Raw genomic sequence first — 19716 nt, 5'->3', positions numbered from 1 at the left:
AAGTCTGCTTCCAGCCGGCTGCATACATAAGCGGACCATCTCCTTTCCACCCAACGCCGCCGTCAACGCTAGGAATACGAGACTGCGCAGCGATGAGATCGCATCATCCGTGCCGTCATCAATCCTTCCACACTTGCGTCCCCGCTCGTTTTCGCTTATCTGCGCGATCATTCCACACGTGGGCTTCGGGCCTGACGGGGAGACATCCCGTCTGGTCCACCGGTGGCAGGAGACTGCCTTTCGCCCGCGGAGGTTCAACCGGAAAGGATATGAGATGGCTCTGCCTGACTTCTCCATGCGTCAGCTTTTGGAAGCTGGTGCGCACTTCGGACACCAGACACACCGCTGGAATCCGAAAATGGCGCCTTACATCTTCGGCGCACGTAACAACATTCACATTATCGATCTTTCCCAGACGGTGCCGCTGCTGCACCAGGCGCTCAAGGTCGTGTCCGACACGGTCGCCGGCGGTGGTCGCGTGCTCTTCGTCGGTACCAAGCGTCAGGCGTCGGAACTGATCGCCGATTCCGCCAAGCGCTCGGCCCAGTACTACGTCAATTCGCGCTGGCTCGGCGGCATGATGACGAACTGGAAGACCATTTCCAATTCGATCAACCGTCTGCGCAATCTGGAGAACCTTCTTGAAGGTGAAGATCAGGGCTACACGAAGAAAGAGCGTCTGAATCTCGAGCGCGAACGTGACAAGCTTGACCGCGCCCTCGGCGGCATCAAGGATATGGGCTCGATCCCGGATCTGATGTTTGTCGTGGACACCAACAAGGAAGCGATCGCCATTCAGGAAGCCAAGCGCCTTGGCATCCCGGTCGTCGCGCTGGTCGATTCGAACTGCGATCCGGCAGTGGTCGATTATCCGATCCCGGCCAATGACGACGCGGCCCGCGCCATTGCGCTCTTTGCCGATCTGATCGCCAAGGCTGCGATTGATGGTATCGCCCGTCAGCAGGGCTCGATGGGCGTCGATATCGGCGAATCCGCCGAACCGGCTGCCGAAGAGACCCTGGAAGCGCCGGTCCCCGGTGTTGAGGGTGCGGAGAACGTCAACACCGCAGCGCCGGGCCTCGACAGCGACGTCGCCGGCAAGAGCGCACCGCTCGATACCGATGCGCTTAAGGGCAACGCCTGACCGATCCAAACTCGTGGCGGGCCGGATAGGCCCGCCCACTTGTTGAAGCAGGCTTATCGAGCGCCCATTTTGGCGCTGTCGCCGGCGGTTTCGCGCCGGCCTCTCTGTTTCAAGACCGATTCATTTCTGGTGTAGGCGCTTTGAAGGCGTTGGAATGCCAGAGAAACTGACATGCACGGGAAGAAAAAAATGAGCTTTACTGCTGCTGACGTGAAAGCGCTGCGCGACCAGACCGGCGCTGGCATGATGGACTGCAAGAAGGCGCTGCAGGAAAATGATGGCGACATGGAAGCCGCTATCGACTGGCTGCGCGCAAAGGGTATCGCGAAGGCCGATAAAAAGGCCGGACGCACCGCTGCCGAAGGTTTGATCGGCATTGCCGCCGCCGCCAACAGCGCGGTGGTCGTCGAGGTCAACTGCGAAACCGACTTCGCTGCCCGCAACGAAGCCTTCCAGGACATCGTTCGCAATGTTGCGCAGACCGCACTCGGCACGGACGGTTCCGTCGACGCCGTCGCCAATGCCGCCTATCCGGGCGGCGAGAAGAACGTGAAGGACACGATCGCCGAGGCCGTCGGTTCGATCGGTGAGAACATGACCGTTCGCCGTTCTGCCAAGCTGAGCGAAGAAAACGGTGTGGTCGCCAACTACGTGCACAACGCCGTTGCCGACAATCTTGGCAAGCTCGGCGTGCTCGTTGCGCTGAAGACGTCGGGCGACAAGGAAAAGGCCGCGGCCTTTGCCCGCCAGGTCGCGATGCATGTGGCTGCCGTCAATCCGGTGGCGCTGACGCCTGACGATATTCCCGCCGACGTTGCGGAGCGCGAGAAGTCGATTTTCATCGAGCAGGCCCGCGAATCCGGCAAGCCGGACAACATCATCGAAAAGATGGTGGAAGGTCGCATGCGCAAATTCTATCAGGAATCGGCGCTGATCAAGCAGGCCTTCGTCATGAACCCGGACGTCACGGTCGAGCAGGCGCTCAAGGATGCGGGTCTCGGCGACGACGCCCAGATCACCGGTTTCGTCCGCTTTCTGGTGGGTGAAGGCATCGAGAAGGAAGCCGATGATTTCGCTGCCGAAGTGGCTGCGGCTGCCGGCAAGTAATCATCTTTGGTTTAAAGAAATCCGGCAAGGGCGCGGCGTGACATCGCCGCGCCCTTCGTGTATCGGGCTGTGACTTTTGCAAACGCCCAAAGACGAGTTGTTTTCCATGGCCGACGCGCCCCGCTACAAACGTATCCTCCTCAAGGCATCGGGCGAGGCGCTCATGGGGCAGAAGGCGTTCGGGATCGATCAGGATATCTGCAAGCGGCTTGCCGAGGATGTCCGCACCGTTTGGGAGCAGGGCGTCTCGGTCGGCATTGTCATCGGTGGCGGCAATATCTTCCGTGGCGTGCAGGTCGCCAATACCGGGGGCGATCGTGTTACCGGCGATCATATGGGTATGCTGGCGACCGTCATGAACGCGCTGGCCCTGCGGACCGCGCTGCGCCAGGCCGGTGTCGATTGCGTTGTGCTGTCGGCTCTTGCGATGGAAGAGATCTGCGACAGCTTCACGCAACGATCGACCATGGCGCATCTCGAAGCGGGACGTGTCGTGATCTTCGCGGCAGGCACAGGCAACCCGTTCTTCACCACCGATACGGCAGCGGCGCTTCGCGCGGCGGAAATCGGCGCCGATGTCCTGCTCAAGGCGACACAGGTGGATGGTATTTATTCGGCTGATCCGCAAAAGAATCCGGATGCCGAACGGTTTGACGTGATCTCTCACGAGAACGTGCTCGCACGCGGATTGCGCGTTATGGATACGGCCGCTGTCGCGGTGGCGCGCGATTCGCACATACCCATCATCGTTTACTCGCTCCTGCAGGAAGGCGGCCTAGCCGGCGTGCTTTCGGGCGAGGGGCGACATACTCTGGTGCCGGCGGACTAGAACCCACAGTTCTTGCCGGCTCGAAAAGACAGGAGTGAAACATGGCAGACGCCATAGACCTTTCCGATATTCAGCGCCGTATGGACGGCGCCGTTCAGGCCTTCAAAAGCGATCTTGCGTCGCTTCGCACCGGTCGCGCCTCGGCCAATCTTCTCGACCCCATCACCGTCGAAGCCTATGGCTCGCAGATGCCGCTCAACCAAGTCGCCAACGTCACCGTCCCCGAGTCGCGCATGATCGCGGTCAATGTCTGGGACAAGTCGATGGTCGGTTCGATCGACAGGGCGATCCGTGAGAGCAATCTCGGCTTCAATCCGATTGTCGACGGCCAGACGTTGCGTATCCCGCTACCGGAACTGAACGAGCAGCGCCGCAAGGAATTGGTGAAAATCGCCCACGATTATGCCGAAAAGGCACGTGTCGCCGTACGTCACGTTCGGCGTGATGGCATGGACGTTATCAAGAAAGCGGAAAAGGCCAGCGAGATCGGCCAGGATGACAGCCACGCGCTTTCCGATAAGGTGCAGAAGTACACGGACGACACGATCAGCCGGATCGACGCTCTTGTCGCAGAGAAAGAGCAGGAGATCATGCAGGTCTGACGATCTGTCCGTGTAATGGACCGAGGGAGGGGAGCCAGTCGATGGTAACCGCGCGTCATGTGGCGATCATCATGGACGGCAATGGACGCTGGGCCACGGCTCGCGGCTTGCCGCGATCTGCCGGACACCGCGCGGGTGTGGAGGCTCTTCGGCGTACGGTCCGTGCGGCTGGCGATATCGGCGTCGAGGTCCTTACGGTGTACGCCTTCTCGTCCGAGAACTGGTCTCGCCCCAAATCGGAAGTCAGTGACCTGCTAGGTTTGTTCCGCCATTTCGTGGAGCGCGATCTGCGCAAGCTCCATGAGGCGGGGGTTCGCGTCAGAATGATCGGCAATCGGAGCACGCTCGCCGGCGATATTCTAACTCTGATCCTCAAAGCCGAGCAACTGACCGCTGATAATGGCAAACTCCAACTCAATATCGCCTTCAATTATGGTTCGCGCGACGAAGTCGCCCGGGTCGCGCAGCAGCTCGCGGCAGAGGTCGCTGCCGGACATCTTGCGGTCGATGATATCTCTGAAGACGCCATTTCCTCGCGTCTCGATACAGCGGGACAGCCGCCTCTCGACCTGTTGATTCGTACGGGTGGAGACAGGCGCTTGTCGAATTTCCTGATGTGGCAGGCCTCTTACGCCGAACTGGTCTTCACGGACACGCACTGGCCCGACTTCGGATTCGATGACCTCGTGGCTGCGGTTTCCGAGTTTTCGGGCCGGGAGCGACGCTATGGCGGACTCGATGCCGTGAAATCGGCGACGGGCTAGTCGATGAAAAATAATTTTGCGACTCGTGTTCTTTCCGCCGTTGTTCTGGCGCCCGTTGCGCTGCTTCTGACCTGGGCCGGTGGGCTTCCCTTCCGGTTTCTGGCTGTCATAACCGCCGCCGCCATCTTCTATGAGTGGGTCGGCATGTTCGGTCGCGCTCAGCAGCGGTTCTGGCTGATGGCGGTAACGGCCGCAGTGGCTATCACGAGTGTCGCGCTCCTTGCCGGACTGACCGGCATGGGCGCTCTGTCGATGATCGTCATCGTCTATGTCTTCCTGGCCGTCATCGCATCCGTTTCGGGACGGCGGGGCGGCAAGCTCTCGCACAGTATCGCCTTCGGCTACCTCTATGCTTCGCTGCCCGCGCTGGCGATGATCGTTGTGCGAGGCGGCGGTGAGGGCGGCCTCGCTGCTATCCTCTTTCTCTTTGCCGTCGTCTGGGGCACCGACATCTTCGCCTATTTTACCGGCAAGACGTTGGGCGGGCCGAAGCTGGCGCCGAAAATTTCTCCCGGCAAGACATGGTCGGGCGCGATCGGGGGTGCGATCCTTGCATCGCTTTGCGGTTTTGCGGTGGTGAGCGCCCATGCAGGCCAGGCCATCTGGGTCGTGTTGCCTATCGCTTTGCTGCTCTCGATCGCGGCGCAACTGGGCGATCTGTTCGAATCCGGAGCCAAGCGGCGAGTCGGCGTCAAGGATTCGAGCCATCTCATTCCGGGCCACGGCGGTGTTCTTGATCGCGTCGACGGGCTTGTCGTCGCAGCGGTTTGTCTTTACGCCATTGGCCTGTCGCTGGGTGGTTTCGACGTTTTGGGCGAAACGGTCCTGCAGCGCTGACACATCCACGACGTGAACGATCAGACGGGGAGCCGGCGGGCACGTGAACGATCTTATTTCCGCGTTTCTTTCGACAGACGGGCTGCTGATCGGGACGATCCTGCCCTTTCTCTTCGTCATTCTGGTCGTCGTCTTCGTCCACGAGATGGGGCACTATCTCGTCGGTCGGTGGTGCGGAATCGGCGCGACCGCCTTTTCTATCGGGTTCGGTCCCGAGATCGCCGGCTTTACGGATCGGAACGGCACACGCTGGAAACTGTCCGCCATTCCACTGGGCGGTTACGTCAAGTTTGTCGGCGACATGACGGTGACGAGCTCGCCGTCGAGCGAAGCGGCGAACCTCGATGATGAGAGCAGGAAACGGGCCTTTCATCTCGCGCCGGTCTGGAAGCGGTTTCTGACCGTGCTGGCCGGTCCGGTCGCCAACTTCATCCTCACCATCGCCGTCTTCACCGTTTTTCTCAATCTCTATGGCCGCACAGTCATCGAGCCGGTGGTCAATGAAGTCCGGCCCAATTCGCCCGCGGCGGAAGCCGGTTTCGAACCTGGAGACCGCGTGGTCGCGGTCGATGGCTGGAAGGTTTCCGAGTTTTCCGACATTCAGAAATACGTGTCGGGCCGGACGGGCGATCGGATCGACTTTCTGGTCGAGCGTGACGGTTCGCAAATCGAACTGACGGCGGCGCCCCAATACATCGAACAGACCGATTCTGCTGGCAATACGGTACGGATCGGCATTGTGGGGATCACATCAATGGCGCGGGGAAGTGATGCCGTCCGCCACCAGACGATGGAACTGCCTGCCGCCTTTACCCGCTCCATTGTCGAGACCGGCTCCATCCTCGAGCGTACGTTTCATTTCATGCGCCGCTTTGCCATGGGCCGCGAAGACAAGTGTCAGCTTGGCGGACCGGTGAAGATCGCGGATATGGCGGGGCAGGCAGCCTCTCAGGGATTTGAGAGGCTGGTCGAATTGATCGCGTTGCTTTCGGTGGGCATCGGGTTTCTGAATTTGCTGCCGATACCGCCGCTCGATGGCGGCCATCTTGTCTTTTATGCAGCAGAGGCGGTGATGCGCCGGCCAATGTCGGAGCGCCTTCTGGAGATGGGGTACCGGTTCGGATTTGTCGTTGTTCTCATCTTCATGGGATTCGTACTGTTCAACGACATTTTTGGCTGCTAGACCACGCTCGAGGGGCCCGGGGGCAGCGAATCTCAATCTTTAGAAGCGCTTTACCATCCGGACAGAATGGGCGTGTCCTGAATGCAACGACCGCAGAATTAGTAAACGAGGATTAACTCCCGACCTTGTTAGGTGGCCAGAACACGGCCATACGGTTCCGGGGGTTCGTGTGCGGGGCAGAAGGCCCGGACGATACGACAAGAGGTAAGCAAGCCCGATGAAGGCATCTTCCAAATTCACCCGTGCTGTTTCAGCCGCAGCTTTGACCGTTGGCCTGGTGGGGCCGGTTTCGGGCGCGGCGTTTCTTTTCAGCGCGGACGCAGCTTTTGCAGCGGTTGTGAGCCGTATCGAAGTGCGTGGCAATCAGCGCGTCGATGACCAGACGATCATCAATTATACCGGTATTCGGCCGGGCCAGAACTATGGCCCTGGCGATGTCGATCAGGCGGTCAAATCGCTTTACGGCACCGGTCTGTTCTCCGACGTCAGCGTCGTTCAGAGCGGCAGCACACTCGTCGTCGAAGTGTCCGAATACGCGACAGTGAATGCGGTCATCTTCCGCGGCAACAAGAAGGCCAAGGACGATCAGCTGGCCGCAGCCGTTCAGTTGAAGCCGCGCGGCACGTTCAGTCAGGCGGCGCTCGATCAGGACACTGAAGCTGTTCGCGAGGTCTATTCGCGGATTGGTCGCTCCGATGTGGTGGTGACGCCGCAGGTGAGCGAAGTCGGAAATGGCCGCGTCAATATCGTTTACGACATCCAGGAAGGCGACCGTACGAAGATCGCCCGGATCGAGTTCGTCGGCAACAATGCCTATTCGGATCGCCGCCTTCGCGATGTGATCTCGACCAAGAAGTCGAACATCCTCTCCTTCCTCTTCCGCAATGACGTCTACGATGAGAACCGTCTGCGTGCGGACGAAGAGGCGCTGCGCCGCTTCTATTACAATCGCGGCTATGCGGATTTCCAGATCGTTTCCTCGGACGGCATTCTGAACGAAGCCGAAAACGAGTATGTCGTCACCTTCGCGATCGAAGAGGGCGAGCGCTATCGTTTCGGCGACATCTCGATCGACTCGACCATCCCGGAACTGGGTGGTCAGGATCTTCTCCGCTACGTTGAGACCGAGCAGGGTGAAGTCTATTCGGCCAAGGATGTCGAGGATTCGATCCTTTCGCTGGCTGAGGCCGTTGCGGGTAGTGGTTACGTCTTCGCGCAGGTGAACCCGCGCGGTGACCGTGATGTCGCGAACCGGACGATTTCGGTGGTCTACACGATCGATCAGGGCCCGCGCACCTATGTGGAGCGCATCGAAATCCGCGGAAACGACCGGACACGCGATTATGTGATCCGGCGTGAATTCGATATCGCGGAAGGCGATGCCTTCAACCAGGTTCTGGTTCAGCGTGCCAAGCGCCGGCTGGAAGCATTGAACTTCTTCGAAACCGTCAATATTTCGACCGTGCAGGGCTCTGAGCCCGACCAGGTCGTCATGGTCGTCGACGTGGTGGAAAAGAGCACCGGTGAATTCACGGTCGGCGGCGGTTATTCGACCGGCGGCAGCAATTCCGGGCCGAGCGTCGAACTCTCGGTGACGGAACGCAACTTCCTTGGCCGGGGGCAATATATTCGCCTGGCAGGCAGCGGCGGTACCAACAGCCGTGATTACCGTATTTCCTTCACCGAGCCTTACTTCCTCGGCCGTCGGATATCCGCAGGTTTCGACCTGTTCCGTTCGACTACGGAGCTGGACGATTACGACACCGCCACGACCGGCGGTACGGTACGGTTCGGTCTGCCGATCACGGAAGCGCTTTCGGCGCAGATCGGCTACACTTACAAGATCGATGAATATGATCTGGATGACTGTTCGATCACCGATAGCTCCACGGGCAGCAATACGTGTGGTCTGTCCAACTTCATTGGCAGAGACATCGCACGTGGTGACTGGCAGACCTCGGCGGTCACGCTGGGCCTGACCTTCAACACGCTGGATAGCATTACCTCGCCGCGCGAGGGTATTTACGCAAAAACCGAAGCAGAACTGGCGGGTGTCGGTGGCGACGCAAGCTATTACAAGCTGACGGCTCGAGCACAGTATTTCGCCCTTCTCAATGAAGAGTATGATCTGGCCTTTGTCGGAACTGTCGGTGGCGGTTATGTCGACTCTTGGGGTGACGAGGAGCTTCGCACGTTCGACCTGTTCCGCAGTAACGACCGGTTGATCCGCGGCTTTGAGTATAACGGTATCGGTCCGGTCGATTCGGGCGATCATCTGGGGTATCAGGCTTACGCCAACGCCAGCGCCGAAGTGACATTCCCGATGCCGGTCCTGCCTGAAAGCCTCGGCTTCCGCGGCGCAGTGTTCTCCGACGTCGCGACCGTCGGCGGTACCCCGTTTGACGATGTCAACGAGTCGGACGGTATCCGCGCTTCGGTCGGTGTCGGGATCCAGTGGGCCTCGCCCTTTGGTCCGTTGCGGGTCAATTACGCCGAGCCGATCGTCAAGAAAGACGAGGACGAAGTTCAGCGTTTCAGCTTTGGTATCGGCTCGCAGTTCTAGACCGGAGCTTTTTTCCAATTATATGAAAGGCCCGTCACATCCTGAGGAGTGGCGGGCCTTTGATTTTGAGGGATGCATGTTTTTTTCACCGAACATATCTTTGTCCCTGGCCGAAATTGCAGAGCTGACCGGAGCGGGTCTCGATCTGAATGGCGCCGATGCCACCAGCCAGATCGAGGGCCTTTCGTCTCTCTCATCCGCTCGTCCGGGTTATCTCACTCTGGTCGCGTCGCCCCGTTACGCTGCCCAACTTGCCGATCTGCGGGCCAGTGCCGTGCTGGTTCCGAAGGATCTGAGGGATAAGGTGCCGAACGGCATTGCCTGTCTGCTCCACGATTCGCCGCAGTCCGCCTTCGCAATTGTCGCTGCACGACTTTATCCGCAGGCCGTCACGCCTTCATCGCTGACGGGCGGGACCGGTGTGTCCGAGCAGGCGTCGATCGATCCCAAAGCCAGTCTTGAAGAGGGCGTCACTGTCGAGCCGTTCGCCGTTATCGGTGCGGGAGTGCAAATTGGCGCCGGCTCGGTCGTCGCGCCGCATGTCGTAATCGGCCGGGACGTTACAATCGGGCGAGGTTGCTTCATCGGAGCGGGCGTGACCGTCCAGTGCGCGCATATCGGCGACGGCGTCATTCTTCACCCGGGCTGTCGTATCGGCCAGGACGGGTTCGGCTACGTGCCGGGGCCGCGCGGTTTGCAGAAAGTGCCGCAGATTGGCCGCGTCATCATCCAGGACGGCGTCGAACTCGGCGCCAATGTGACTGTCGATCGCGGCGCGCTCGACGATACTGTTATCGGTGCTGGCACAAAGATCGATAATCAGGTGCAGGTGGCCCACAATGTTCACATCGGACAAGCTTGTGCTGTTGCTGCCCAAGCGGGCATGAGTGGCTCTGTGACGATAGGCGACGGCGTGCTGATCGGTGGACAGGTCGGCTTCGCCGACCACCTGAAGGTCGGATCGCGGGCGCAGATCGCCGCCAAGGCGGGCGTCATGAACGATATACCTGCCGGAGAGCGGTGGGCTGGCGCTCCAGCCATGCCGGCACGCCAGTTCTTCCGCCTGACCGCAGCCATTCAACGCCTCGCGCGGCCAGCCGAACGCAAAAAGAGTGATGACGAGAAATGATTGAGATTGACGAGACACGCCCCAGCCTTTCCATGACCGAGATCATGGGACTGCTTCCGCACCGCTATCCTTTTCTGATGGTCGACCGGATCGTCAGCATCAAGGACGATGAAGAAGCGATCGGTATCAAGAATGTCAGCGCCAATGAACCGCAGTTCATGGGGCACTTTCCCGGCCAGCCGGTTTTCCCTGGCGTGCTGATCATCGAGGCGATGGCCCAGACGGCCGGAGCTATCTGCGCGCGCCATACGGGCGGTGGCGGCAAGAGCGTCGTCTATTTCATGACGATCGATAATGCCAAGTTCCGTCGTCCCGTTGGGCCGGGCGATGTGCTGGAACTCCATGTGAAGAAAGAAAAGCAGCGCCGCAATATCTGGCGGTTTGCCTGCGAGGCCATCGTTTCGGGCCAGAAAGTCGCCGAGGCTACCGTTTCAGCCATGCTCGGCAGTTCCGAGACCGCAAGTTAATGGCGAATATCCATCCCAGCGCAATCGTCGAGGACGGCGCCCAGCTCGGCACGGATGTTACTATCGGGCCGTTCTGCCACGTCCGCTCACAGGCGGTTCTGCATGATCGTGTGGAGCTGATCAGCCATGTCAGCGTGAGTGGTCGGACCACACTGGGGGAGGGGTGCGTCGTCCATCCTTTCGCGGTCCTAGGTGGGCAACCGCAGAACTTTCGACATGAAGGCTCGGATACGGTTCTGGAGATCGGAGCCGAAACAATCATTCGCGAAAGCGCCACGGTGCATGTCGGCTCCTCGAACAGTACCGGCAAAACGCTTATCGGATCGCATTGCCACCTCTTTGCTCAATGTCACGTCGCGCATGACTGCCACATCGGCGATCATGTGATCATCGGCGGCGCCAGCGCGCTGGCAGGTCATGTCGAAGTCGCGGACCATGCCAGCGTCGGAGGTTTCACGGCGGTATTGCAGTTCGTCAGGATCGGCCATCACGCCTTCATCGGGGGCGCTTCAGCGGTCGGGCACGATGTCATTCCTTTCGGTCTCGCGGCGCGCGATCCTGCCGTCCTTCATGGTTTCAACCTGATCGGGATGAGGCGGTCGGGCATGAAGCGATCGGATATCGATACGATGCGTGCCGCCTATGGCGTCATCTATGCGACGGACGGGACCATAGCTGGAAATCTTGAACTGGCACGCGAGCAATTCGGCGATCACAAGATCGTCGCGGAGATCATCGACTTTCTCGAAAAGCGTGGGAAGAGGCCCGTCATGCGGCCGAGGCGTGAGCTTGGTTCGTCCGGTTCCGAATCCGATGACGCACCACTGATGTAGAATGACAACCGATAAGGAACCCACGATTGGAATCCTTGCCGGTAGCGGCGATCTGCCTCTTCTGCTGGCGAAAGGCCTGTCCCAAAAAGGAAGGCGTGTGGTGATCCTCGCTATCGAAGGCGAGGCTGACCAGGACTTTGGCGACCTGCCAGTTTACCGCGCTCCGATAGAGGATCTGCGCTCATTGGCCCGAATCCTCGCGCGCGAGAACGTTTCGCAGATGGTGATGGGTGGGGGCATCGTCAGGCGACCCCGATGGCAGTCGATCCGCCTTCCGCTGAAACTTCTGCCCGTGTTGCCCTCCGCCGTCCGCGCGCTCTCGGCCGGAGACGACGCACTCCTTCGGACGGCTCACGCGGCGCTGGAGCAGATGGGCGTCGAGCTTGTGCCGGTGCAGGAAATCCTGCCTGAACTTTTGGCCCCGGCAGGTCAGATTGGTGAAATCAAGCCCCTCAAACCAGATCTGGATTCGATCTCTGCTGGCTTTCGCGCCGCCAAGGCACTCGGCCAACTCGATATCGGGCAGGCGGCGGTTGTGTTCGGCAAGCGGGCCGTCGCAGTCGAGGGGATCGAAGGGACCGAAGGGTTGCTCCACCGCGTGGGCGAGATGCGTGACCATGGCCGGATCGGAAGTGGTAGGCGGGGCGTGCTGGTCAAATGCGCAAAGCCGGAACAGGATATGCGCAGCGACTTGCCCTCGATCGGGCCGGAAACCGTTCGCCAGGCTTTGAATGCCCGCCTTTCCGGAATTGCAGTCGAAGCCGAACGATCTTTGATTCTGAAGTTGGAGGACACGATTGCCGCCGCTGACGAAGCGGGTCTCTTTCTCTGGGGCGCAAAGGAGGAAACGCTTTGAGTTCACCGCTTACGATCGCGGTGGTCGCCGGTGAAGAGTCGGGTGACATTCTGGCTGCCGATCTCATTGCCGAGCTGCGGGACCTGACCGGTCGCCAGATCGATCTGATCGGTACGGGCGGCGAACATCTTGCAAAGCTCGGACAGCGTTCCCTGATCGATCCAGAGGATATTTCGATCAAAGGCATCGCGGCAGTCCTGACGAGCCTGCCAAAGCTCTTGAACCATATTCGCCGCGTTTCTTCTGCAATCGTCAAGGCGCGGCCAGACGCGCTTCTGATCGTCGACAGTCCCGATTTCACGCACCGCGTCGCGCGTCGAGTGAGAGCCGCATTGCCGGACCTTCCGGTCATCGACCTCGTCTGCCCTCAGGTATGGGCTTGGCGTCAGTGGCGCGCGAAGGAGATGGCGTCTTACATCGACCATGTCCTCTGTCTCCTGCCCTTCGAGCCGGAAGCCTTGGCGCGGTTAGAGGGGCCAGCGGCCACTTATGTCGGCCACCGGCTGGCGCGGCTGGAAAGCCTCAAGAGCAGCTTCGAGGTACAGAAGGCGCGGCAGGTGGGCGATGAACCGACATTGCTTCTTCTGCCCGGATCTCGCGGCCGTGACGCCAAGGTTCTGCTCCCGCGTTACAAAGAAGCCATTCTTCTTCTTGAGGAGCTGGGGCATCGTCCGCGGCTTGTCCTGCCGACCGTTGCGCGGATCGAACCGCTCGTACGGGAGCTCGTCGCGGACTGGCCCCGCGAGGTCACCATCCTGACCGGCGAGCAGGCGCGCCATAAAGCCTTCGCGTCAGCCGATATTGCGGTAGCCGCATCGGGAACGGTCACGCTGGAACTTGCGCTTGGCGGGCTGCCCTTCGTCTCCACATACCGCATCGACAAGGTCGCCTGGTGGGCACATCAATTCATTCCGGTCTGGTCGACCTCATTGCCCAATCTTGTCGCGGACAGGCCAATCATTCCAGAGCTTCACGATTTCGATGGACGTCCGTCCAATATCGCCCGCGAGCTCGCACGCCTTCTGGAGAGCGAACAGGCACGCGGAGCCCAGAAGGAAGGCTTTGCGGCCATCCGGGATCGGATGGATGTCTCCGAGCCGCCCGGCCGCGTGGGAGCGCGTATGCTCATGGAAGTGATTGAAAGCGCTTCCGCGGGTCGCCTCGGCGGGTCAAAATAAAACCGCCGCGGAGACCGCGGCGGTTTGGCCATTTCCTGCTGCTGAGAAGAAATCAGCGCTTTTCCATCGGAATATAATCGCGCTGCGGGGCGCCGGTATAAAGCTGGCGCGGACGGCCGATCTTCTGGCGCGGATCCTCGATCATTTCCTTCCACTGGGCGATCCAGCCGACGGTTCGCGCGAGCGCGAAGAGCACGGTGAACATGGTCGTCGGGAAACCGAGCGCCTTTAGCGTGATGCCTGAATAGAAGTCGATATTAGGATAAAGCTTCTTTTCGACGAAGTAGTCGTCCGTCAGGGCGATCTTTTCCAGCTCCATCGCAACATCGAGAAGCGGATCGTCCTTGATACCGAGCTCGGCGAGAACCTCGTGGCAGGTTTTCTGCATGATCTTGGCGCGCGGATCGTAGTTCTTGTAGACGCGGTGGCCAAAGCCCATCAGGCGGAAGGGATCGTTCTTGTCCTTTGCACGCTTGATGTATTCCGGGATCTGATCGACCGAACCGATCTCGGCCAGCATGTTGAGCGCCGCTTCGTTGGCGCCGCCATGTGCGGGACCCCAGAGGCAGGCGATACCGGCCGCGATACACGCGAAGGGGTTGGCACCCGACGAACCTGCGAGACGAACGGTCGATGTCGACGCGTTCTGCTCGTGGTCGGCGTGGAGGATGAAGATGCGATCCATGGCGCGGGCCAGGACCGGATTGACCTCGTACTCCTCACAGGGAACCGAGAAGCACATGCGCAGGAAATTCCCGGCATAGGAAAGGTCGTTCTTCGGATAAACGAAGGGCTGGCCGATATGATACTTGAAAGCCATTGCGGCGATTGTCGGCATCTTCGCGATCATGCGGAGCGACGCAATCATCCGCTGACGGGGATCGGAAATATCCGTGGAATCGTGGTAGAATGCGCTCATCGCGCCAATCACGCCGCACATGATCGCCATCGGATGCGCATCACGGCGGAAGCCGGAGAAGAACCGGTTCATCTGCTCGTGCACCATGGTGTGGTGCGTTACCCGATATTCGAAATCTTCCATCTGCTCCTTGTTCGGCAATTCGCCGTAGAGCAGCAGATAGCAGACCTCGAGGAACGAGCCTTTCTCGGCGAGTTGGTCGATCGGGTAGCCGCGATGCAGTAGGACGCCTTCTTCACCGTTGATGAAGGTGATGTCGGATTCACAGCTTGCAGTTGACGTAAAGCCCGGATCATAGGTGAAAGCACCGGTCGATGCGTAGAGTGATGAAATATCCACAACGTCGGGACCGAGTGTGCCGGAATGAACACCGAACTCGTAGCTTTCGCCACCCAGTTCCAGTTTCGCTTTTTTATCGCTCATAAAAAATCCTCACGTTCTTGCACACCTCCTCCCGCACCTTGTTGCGCCGCACCAAAGGCAGGGTTGCGCACTGACTATCCTATTTGTGAGACCATGCCAAGCAATCGACTCCGTTTCGCTTGCGCTGCAACACGATAGGTCGCTCTACCCCTTCGTCTGATCGCCAAGCCGAGCAAGGGATTCGTCGCGACCGAGGACCACCATCACGTCAAAGACGCCGGGTGATACCGCCCGCCCGGTCAACGCGGCCCGGAGCGGCTGCGCCACCTTGCCGAGCTTCAGTTCCTCGGCTTCGGCGAAGTCCCGAATAACCTGCTCCAACGGTTCGGGTGCCCAGTTATCAACTGCCTGAAGTTGCGGCTCCAGCCTGGAAAGCAGTGCCTTTGCATCCGCATCCAGAAGCTGGGCGGCCTTCTCTTCCAGCGGGACAGGTCTGCTCGCCACGATGAATTCAGAGGCCCCGACGAGTTCGACAAGTGTCTTGGCTCGCTCCTTCAGACCGGGCATGGCGAGGCGAAGCTGTTCCTTGCGACTATCGTCGAGCCTCTCGGCTAATTCGGGCCCGCCGGGCAGGTGGGGCAGCGTCTCTAGCAGTGTTTGCGTCAATTCATCGGCGTCTGCCGCCCGCATATACTGACCGTTCAGCGCTTCGAGCTTCTTGAAGTCGAAACGGGCGGCGCCCTTGTTGATATCTTCCAGCGCGAACCACTCGATCATCTGATCGAGACTCATGACCTCATCGTCGCCATGGCTCCAGCCAAGTCGCACGAGATAGTTTCGCAGCGCTTGCGGCAGGTAGCCCATGGCGCGGTACGCCTCCACGCCAAGTGCGCCGTGCCGCTTGGAGAGTTTCGCTCCGTCCGGGCCGTGGATCAACGGAATATGCGCCATGACGGGGACGTCCCAACCCATGGCCTGATAGATCAGAGTCTGGCGAGCAGCATTGGTCAGGTGATCGTCGCCACGAACGATATGGGTCACGCCCATATCATGATCGTCGACGACCACGGCCAGCATATAGGTCGGATTCCCGTCCGATCGCAAAATGATGAAGTCATCCAGATCCTTGTTGGGAAAACGGACATCTCCCTGCACCTTGTCTCTGACGATCGTTTCGCCATCCCGCGGGGCCTTCAGGCGGATGGAGTAGGGTGCGCCTTCCGGTGCCTCGGCAGGGTCGCGGTCGCGCCAGCGACCATCATAGCGTGGCGGACGCTTTTCCGCTTTCGCCTGCTCGCGCATTTCGGTGAGTTCTTCAGGCGTGGCGAAGCACTTGTAGGCCTGTCCTGCCTCCAACAGCTGCTGGGCGATCTCGCGGTGGCGTCCGGCGCATTCATATTGGGAGACCGGCTCTCCCTGCCATCCGAGCTCAAGCCAGGACAGCCCTTCGAGAATGGCCGCCGTCGCTTCTTCGGTCGAGCGGGCGCGGTCCGTATCCTCGATACGGAGCAGCATCGTTCCCCCGTGCCTTTGCGCAAAGAGCCAGTTGAAAAGAGCCGTGCGGGCGCCTCCGATGTGAAGGAAGCCGGTGGGCGAAGGGGCGAAGCGCGTGACAATTTTATCGGTCATAAAATCTCGGACTGCTTTGATGACATTCGGCCTTCGGATTTTTGCAAGGCCGGTCCGCCCGTGTAGCATAGGTCTGCGGCGGTGCAAGGCCGAGCCGCGGATGAGGCGATATGAGCATGAACCCTGTTTCCGGGCAGCGAGATATCGATGAACGGCGGCTCGTCGATGGCGTCGTCTCTCACCTGCGCGGCGACCCGGCGACTGACGCGAGATCCTCATTCGAACCAGGCATAGAGAAACGTTCGACGAATTCGGCGCAACGAATGGCCCAAGCTTTGCGCGGGACGTTTCGAAAAGCCCGATCGCTTCTGATAGAGGAAACCGAACGAGGCAGCCTCTTCGTTGCTTCCGCACTTCTCTTCGCTAGCGGAGCGTTTCTCTATTTCGCCATGCGCGCTCCCCTTGAGCACTGGCAGCTCATCGCGATAGGCACGCCCGCTTTGGCTATCGCTTTTGTCCGGCGGGGGCGAATGAGTGGCGCGATTTTTCTGCTGCTGTTCGCCATGCTTGCGGGCGCCGCGACCGCTGCAATGCATGTGGCCTTCCGCAATCACCAGACCCTCGGCTCACCCGTCGCGACAGTGCTCACGGGGCGTATTCTCAACAGTGAACGGCTGGGAGATGGGCGCCGACGGCTGGTTCTCTCGGTCGTGGAAACAACCCGACCGGAGTTGCGCTATGCGCCTGACAAGGTGCGCGTGACCATACGCGGAGGCAGTTCCGAGGCCCAAGCGGGCGAGGTGGTGAGGTTACGCGCACGATTGCTGCCGCCATCCGGGCCAGTCCGACCTGGCGGATATGATTTTTCCTTCAATGCATGGTTCGACGGGCTGGGTGCCATCGGTTTCGCCCTGGGAAAAATGGAGCGGGTGAAGATAGCGCCTTCGCCCGACATGGCGGAACAGGTGAAGGCAAGGGTCAATCGGCTGCGCGAGACGATCGACCGACGGATCGCGATGGTTCTCAACGGGCCGAGCGCAGCCATCGCATCCGCTCTTATTGCCGGTTACGGCGCAGCGATCGGGGACGACGAACGCGAAGCGTTGCGGGTTAGCGGCCTGGCGCATGTTCTGTCCATCTCCGGCCTCCATATGGCCCTCGCTGCGGGCACGGTCATCGGCGCCATCAGGCTTGCCCTTGCCCTGTTTCCAACAATGGCGGCGCGGTATTCCATCCGTAAATGGGCGGCCGCTGGAGGTCTTTTGGCGGCTGGTGGCTATCTTGTGCTCAGCGGCGCGGCGATCGCTACACAGCGCAGTTTTATCATGCTGGCGATCATGCTCGCGGCGCTGTTGTGCGACCGTACCGCTATCACCATGCGCAACCTGGCATTGGCCATGGTTCTGGTGGTTCTGATTGCGCCTCACGAGGTCATAGGGCCGAGTTTTCAGATGTCTTTCGCGGCGACCGCCGCGCTCATCGCGGCGTATCGCTCGCACAGCCTCTGGCAGAGGCGGCGACACCTCGCCCGCGAGAGCCGTGCCGGTGCAGGCCTGCTGAATTTACCGGTTCGTTTCGGAGCGGGTATTCTCGCCACGACGCTTATTGCCGGCGCCGCCACGACCATCTTCGCGCTGTGGCACTTCCAGCGGGTCGCGCCGCTCGCACCGCTCGGCAATCTACTCGCGGCGCCGGTTATCTCTATCCTTGTCATGCCGATGGCCGTTCTTTCGCTTCTGCTCATGCCGTTCGGACTCGAAGCACCGTTTCTCAAACTGATGGGTGAGGGCATCGAGGCGATGCTATGGATCGCCAGATTTGTTTCGGAAATCTCGCCCCCCGATCGTGCCGGGCTCGTCGCCGGCCAAGGCGTTATGCTTCTGACAATCGCTCTGGCCCTGTTTGCCGTCCTGCAGACCGCCCTGCGCTGGACAGCACTTCCGTTCGCGATCATCGGCCTCGGCCTGCTGGGGACCGGCGAGAGGCCCGCCGGTTTCATTCTGGATAATGGGCGCGCCGTCGCGCTGGCGGGTGCCGAGGGTACGATGATCTCCAATCGGGCGAGACTATCGAACTTTGTCGGCGATCAGTGGATGGCTGCGCTCGGCGCTGAACGTCTCATCGGTCCCCAAAAAGTTGTCGAACCGAGTGGCGCCCCTATGATCGCACGATCTGACGAGCGTTTCTTCTGCAGCGAACGCCTTTGTCTTTACGACCCACCCGACAGCCTCCCCATCATATGGCTGAAATATGCGGAGGATCGCGCGTCATGGTGCGGGCGCGCCGCCATTATCGTCATTGGGGACACGACGCAGCCCAAGGCCGGACGATGCTCCACGCGTTCACCGACCCTTACGATCGATCGCATGGATTTGGCCAAACACGGCTCCGCCGCTCTGTGGAGAAAAGAGGGCGGCGGCTGGAGCGTCAGCTATTCGTTCAAAGACATGTCGATGCCCTGGCACGATGCCAGGCGATGGAGCCGCCCCGCCCGCGGCCTGCCAGACTGGACTCCGCGCAAACGCGATACGTCTGGAGACAAGGACAAACCCTGAAAATCGCTGCGGGCCGAGCCGCGCCTTAATACCGGCGCAGGAGGCCGACAAGGCGACCCTGCACCTTGACCCGATCGGGGGGGAAGATTCGCGTCTCATAGGCGGGATTGGCTGCCTCGAGTGCGATGGAGGCTCCCTTGCGGCGAAAGCGCTTCAGCGTCGCTTCCTCGTCATCGACGAGAGCGACCACAATATCGCCCGGATCAGCAACGGTGCCATCCTTGATAATGACCGTGTCACCGTCGAGGATACCCGCCTCGACCATCGAATCTCCGCGCACTTCCAATGCGTAATGAACGCCGCCGGCGATCATGGATGGCGGAACCGCGATACTGTCGGTCTGCTGCTGAATAGCGGAAATCGGAACACCCGCGGCGATGCGGCCCATGACCGGAACACTGATGCCAGATTCATTGGCGGCCTCAGACGGGCCGCGACCAGGACCCGAAGAAGAGGGCGCTTCTTTCTTCTTGCCGAGACTGCCTTCGATGACAGAGGGACGAAAACCCGTATTGCCGCCCGGCGCAGCCGTATTCGGCAGACGGATGATTTCCAGCGCACGCGCCCTGTTCGGCAGACGGCGGATGAAACCACGCTCCTCCAGTGCCGTAATCAGTCGGTGAATGCCGCTTTTCGATGCGAGATCGAGCGCATCCTTCATCTCGTCGAAGGACGGTGGAATGCCTGTCTCCTTCAACCGTTGGTCGATATAGAGAAGAAGTTCACGCTGTTTCTTAGTCAACATCGCTGCGCCTCGCAGAATCAAAGCGATACATAGAATGAACAGACACTATCTGTTCTTCTCATGTTCTGCAAGT

Annotated in this window: 17 protein-coding genes; 14 read left to right on the top strand and 3 right to left on the bottom strand. The window is 60.2% G+C overall.

Translation table 11 applies throughout. From position 1 onward, the window contains the following. Positions 1-274 precede the first annotated feature (274 nt). The 13 genes from rpsB (at position 275) to lpxB (ending at position 13492) form a co-directional block, all read left to right on the top strand. Positions 275-1144: a 30S ribosomal protein S2 gene (gene rpsB / locus D8780_RS06915; RefSeq protein ID WP_121644943.1), complete on the top strand. Its 870-nt coding sequence runs from the start codon at positions 275-277 to the stop codon at positions 1142-1144. Between the two features lie 189 nt (positions 1145-1333). Further along, positions 1334-2251: a translation elongation factor Ts gene (gene tsf, locus D8780_RS06910; protein ID WP_121644942.1), complete on the top strand. Its 918-nt coding sequence runs from the start codon at positions 1334-1336 to the stop codon at positions 2249-2251. A 106-nt stretch (positions 2252-2357) separates the two neighbouring features. After that, positions 2358-3080, top strand: coding sequence for a UMP kinase (gene pyrH, locus D8780_RS06905; protein ID WP_121644941.1), 723 nt, complete (start codon positions 2358-2360; stop codon positions 3078-3080). Positions 3081-3121: 41 nt separating this feature from the next. Beyond that, on the top strand, positions 3122-3682 hold the full coding sequence (frr, locus tag D8780_RS06900) for a ribosome recycling factor (RefSeq protein WP_121644940.1): 561 nt from the start codon (positions 3122-3124) through the stop codon (positions 3680-3682). Positions 3683-3684: 2 nt separating this feature from the next. Further along, positions 3685-4446: an isoprenyl transferase gene (locus D8780_RS06895; protein WP_281004580.1), complete on the top strand. Its 762-nt coding sequence runs from the start codon at positions 3685-3687 to the stop codon at positions 4444-4446. A gap of 3 nt (positions 4447-4449) precedes the next feature. After that, entirely contained in the window at positions 4450-5283 is an 834-nt protein-coding gene (locus D8780_RS06890) for a phosphatidate cytidylyltransferase (protein WP_121644938.1), read from the top strand. 43 nt (positions 5284-5326) lie between these two features. Next, positions 5327-6466, top strand: coding sequence for an RIP metalloprotease RseP (rseP, locus tag D8780_RS06885; protein WP_121644937.1), 1140 nt, complete (start codon positions 5327-5329; stop codon positions 6464-6466). A 217-nt stretch (positions 6467-6683) separates the two neighbouring features. Continuing rightward, entirely contained in the window at positions 6684-9029 is a 2346-nt protein-coding gene (bamA, locus tag D8780_RS06880) for an outer membrane protein assembly factor BamA (RefSeq protein WP_121644936.1), read from the top strand. Between the two features lie 76 nt (positions 9030-9105). Further along, positions 9106-10158, top strand: a complete 1053-nt coding sequence (gene lpxD, locus D8780_RS06875) for a UDP-3-O-(3-hydroxymyristoyl)glucosamine N-acyltransferase (protein ID WP_121644935.1) — start codon at positions 9106-9108, stop codon at positions 10156-10158. Then, entirely contained in the window at positions 10155-10625 is a 471-nt protein-coding gene (fabZ, locus tag D8780_RS06870; protein ID WP_121644934.1) for a 3-hydroxyacyl-ACP dehydratase FabZ, read from the top strand. Before lpxD ends, fabZ begins: the two co-directional genes overlap by 4 nt. Further along, entirely contained in the window at positions 10625-11458 is an 834-nt protein-coding gene (lpxA, locus tag D8780_RS06865; RefSeq protein WP_121644933.1) for an acyl-ACP--UDP-N-acetylglucosamine O-acyltransferase, read from the top strand. Before fabZ ends, lpxA begins: the two co-directional genes overlap by 1 nt. 1 nt (position 11459) lies before the next feature. Continuing rightward, positions 11460-12314, top strand: coding sequence for an LpxI family protein (locus D8780_RS06860; RefSeq protein ID WP_121644932.1), 855 nt, complete (start codon positions 11460-11462; stop codon positions 12312-12314). Then, positions 12311-13492, top strand: a complete 1182-nt coding sequence (gene lpxB, locus D8780_RS06855; RefSeq protein WP_158598457.1) for a lipid-A-disaccharide synthase — start codon at positions 12311-12313, stop codon at positions 13490-13492. Before D8780_RS06860 ends, lpxB begins: the two co-directional genes overlap by 4 nt. 52 nt (positions 13493-13544) lie before the next feature. Here lpxB and gltA read toward each other — a convergent pair whose 3' ends face one another. After that, on the bottom strand, positions 13545-14834 hold the full coding sequence (gene gltA / locus D8780_RS06850) for a citrate synthase (protein ID WP_121644930.1): 1290 nt from the start codon (positions 14832-14834) through the stop codon (positions 13545-13547). 144 nt (positions 14835-14978) lie between these two features. Next, a complete protein-coding gene (gene gltX / locus D8780_RS06845) occupies positions 14979-16403 on the bottom strand; it encodes a glutamate--tRNA ligase (protein WP_121644929.1) in 1425 nt (474 codons plus the stop codon). Positions 16404-16666: 263 nt separating this feature from the next. Here gltX and D8780_RS06840 point away from each other — a divergent pair, with 263 nt between their 5' ends. Continuing rightward, positions 16667-18898 (top strand): ComEC/Rec2 family competence protein, encoded by a 2232-nt coding sequence (locus tag D8780_RS06840; protein WP_158598456.1) that lies wholly within the window; start codon positions 16667-16669, stop codon positions 18896-18898. 25 nt (positions 18899-18923) lie between these two features. Here D8780_RS06840 and lexA read toward each other — a convergent pair whose 3' ends face one another. Further along, positions 18924-19643, bottom strand: coding sequence for a transcriptional repressor LexA (lexA, locus tag D8780_RS06835; protein WP_121646421.1), 720 nt, complete (start codon positions 19641-19643; stop codon positions 18924-18926). Positions 19644-19716 lie beyond the last annotated feature (73 nt).

This window comes from Notoacmeibacter ruber, from assembly GCF_003668555.1.
Taxonomy (GTDB): Bacteria; Pseudomonadota; Alphaproteobacteria; order Rhizobiales; family Rhizobiaceae; genus Notoacmeibacter; species Notoacmeibacter ruber.
The sequence above is the reverse complement of the archived record's forward strand: the minus strand, read 5'-3'. Positions and strand labels throughout refer to the sequence as shown.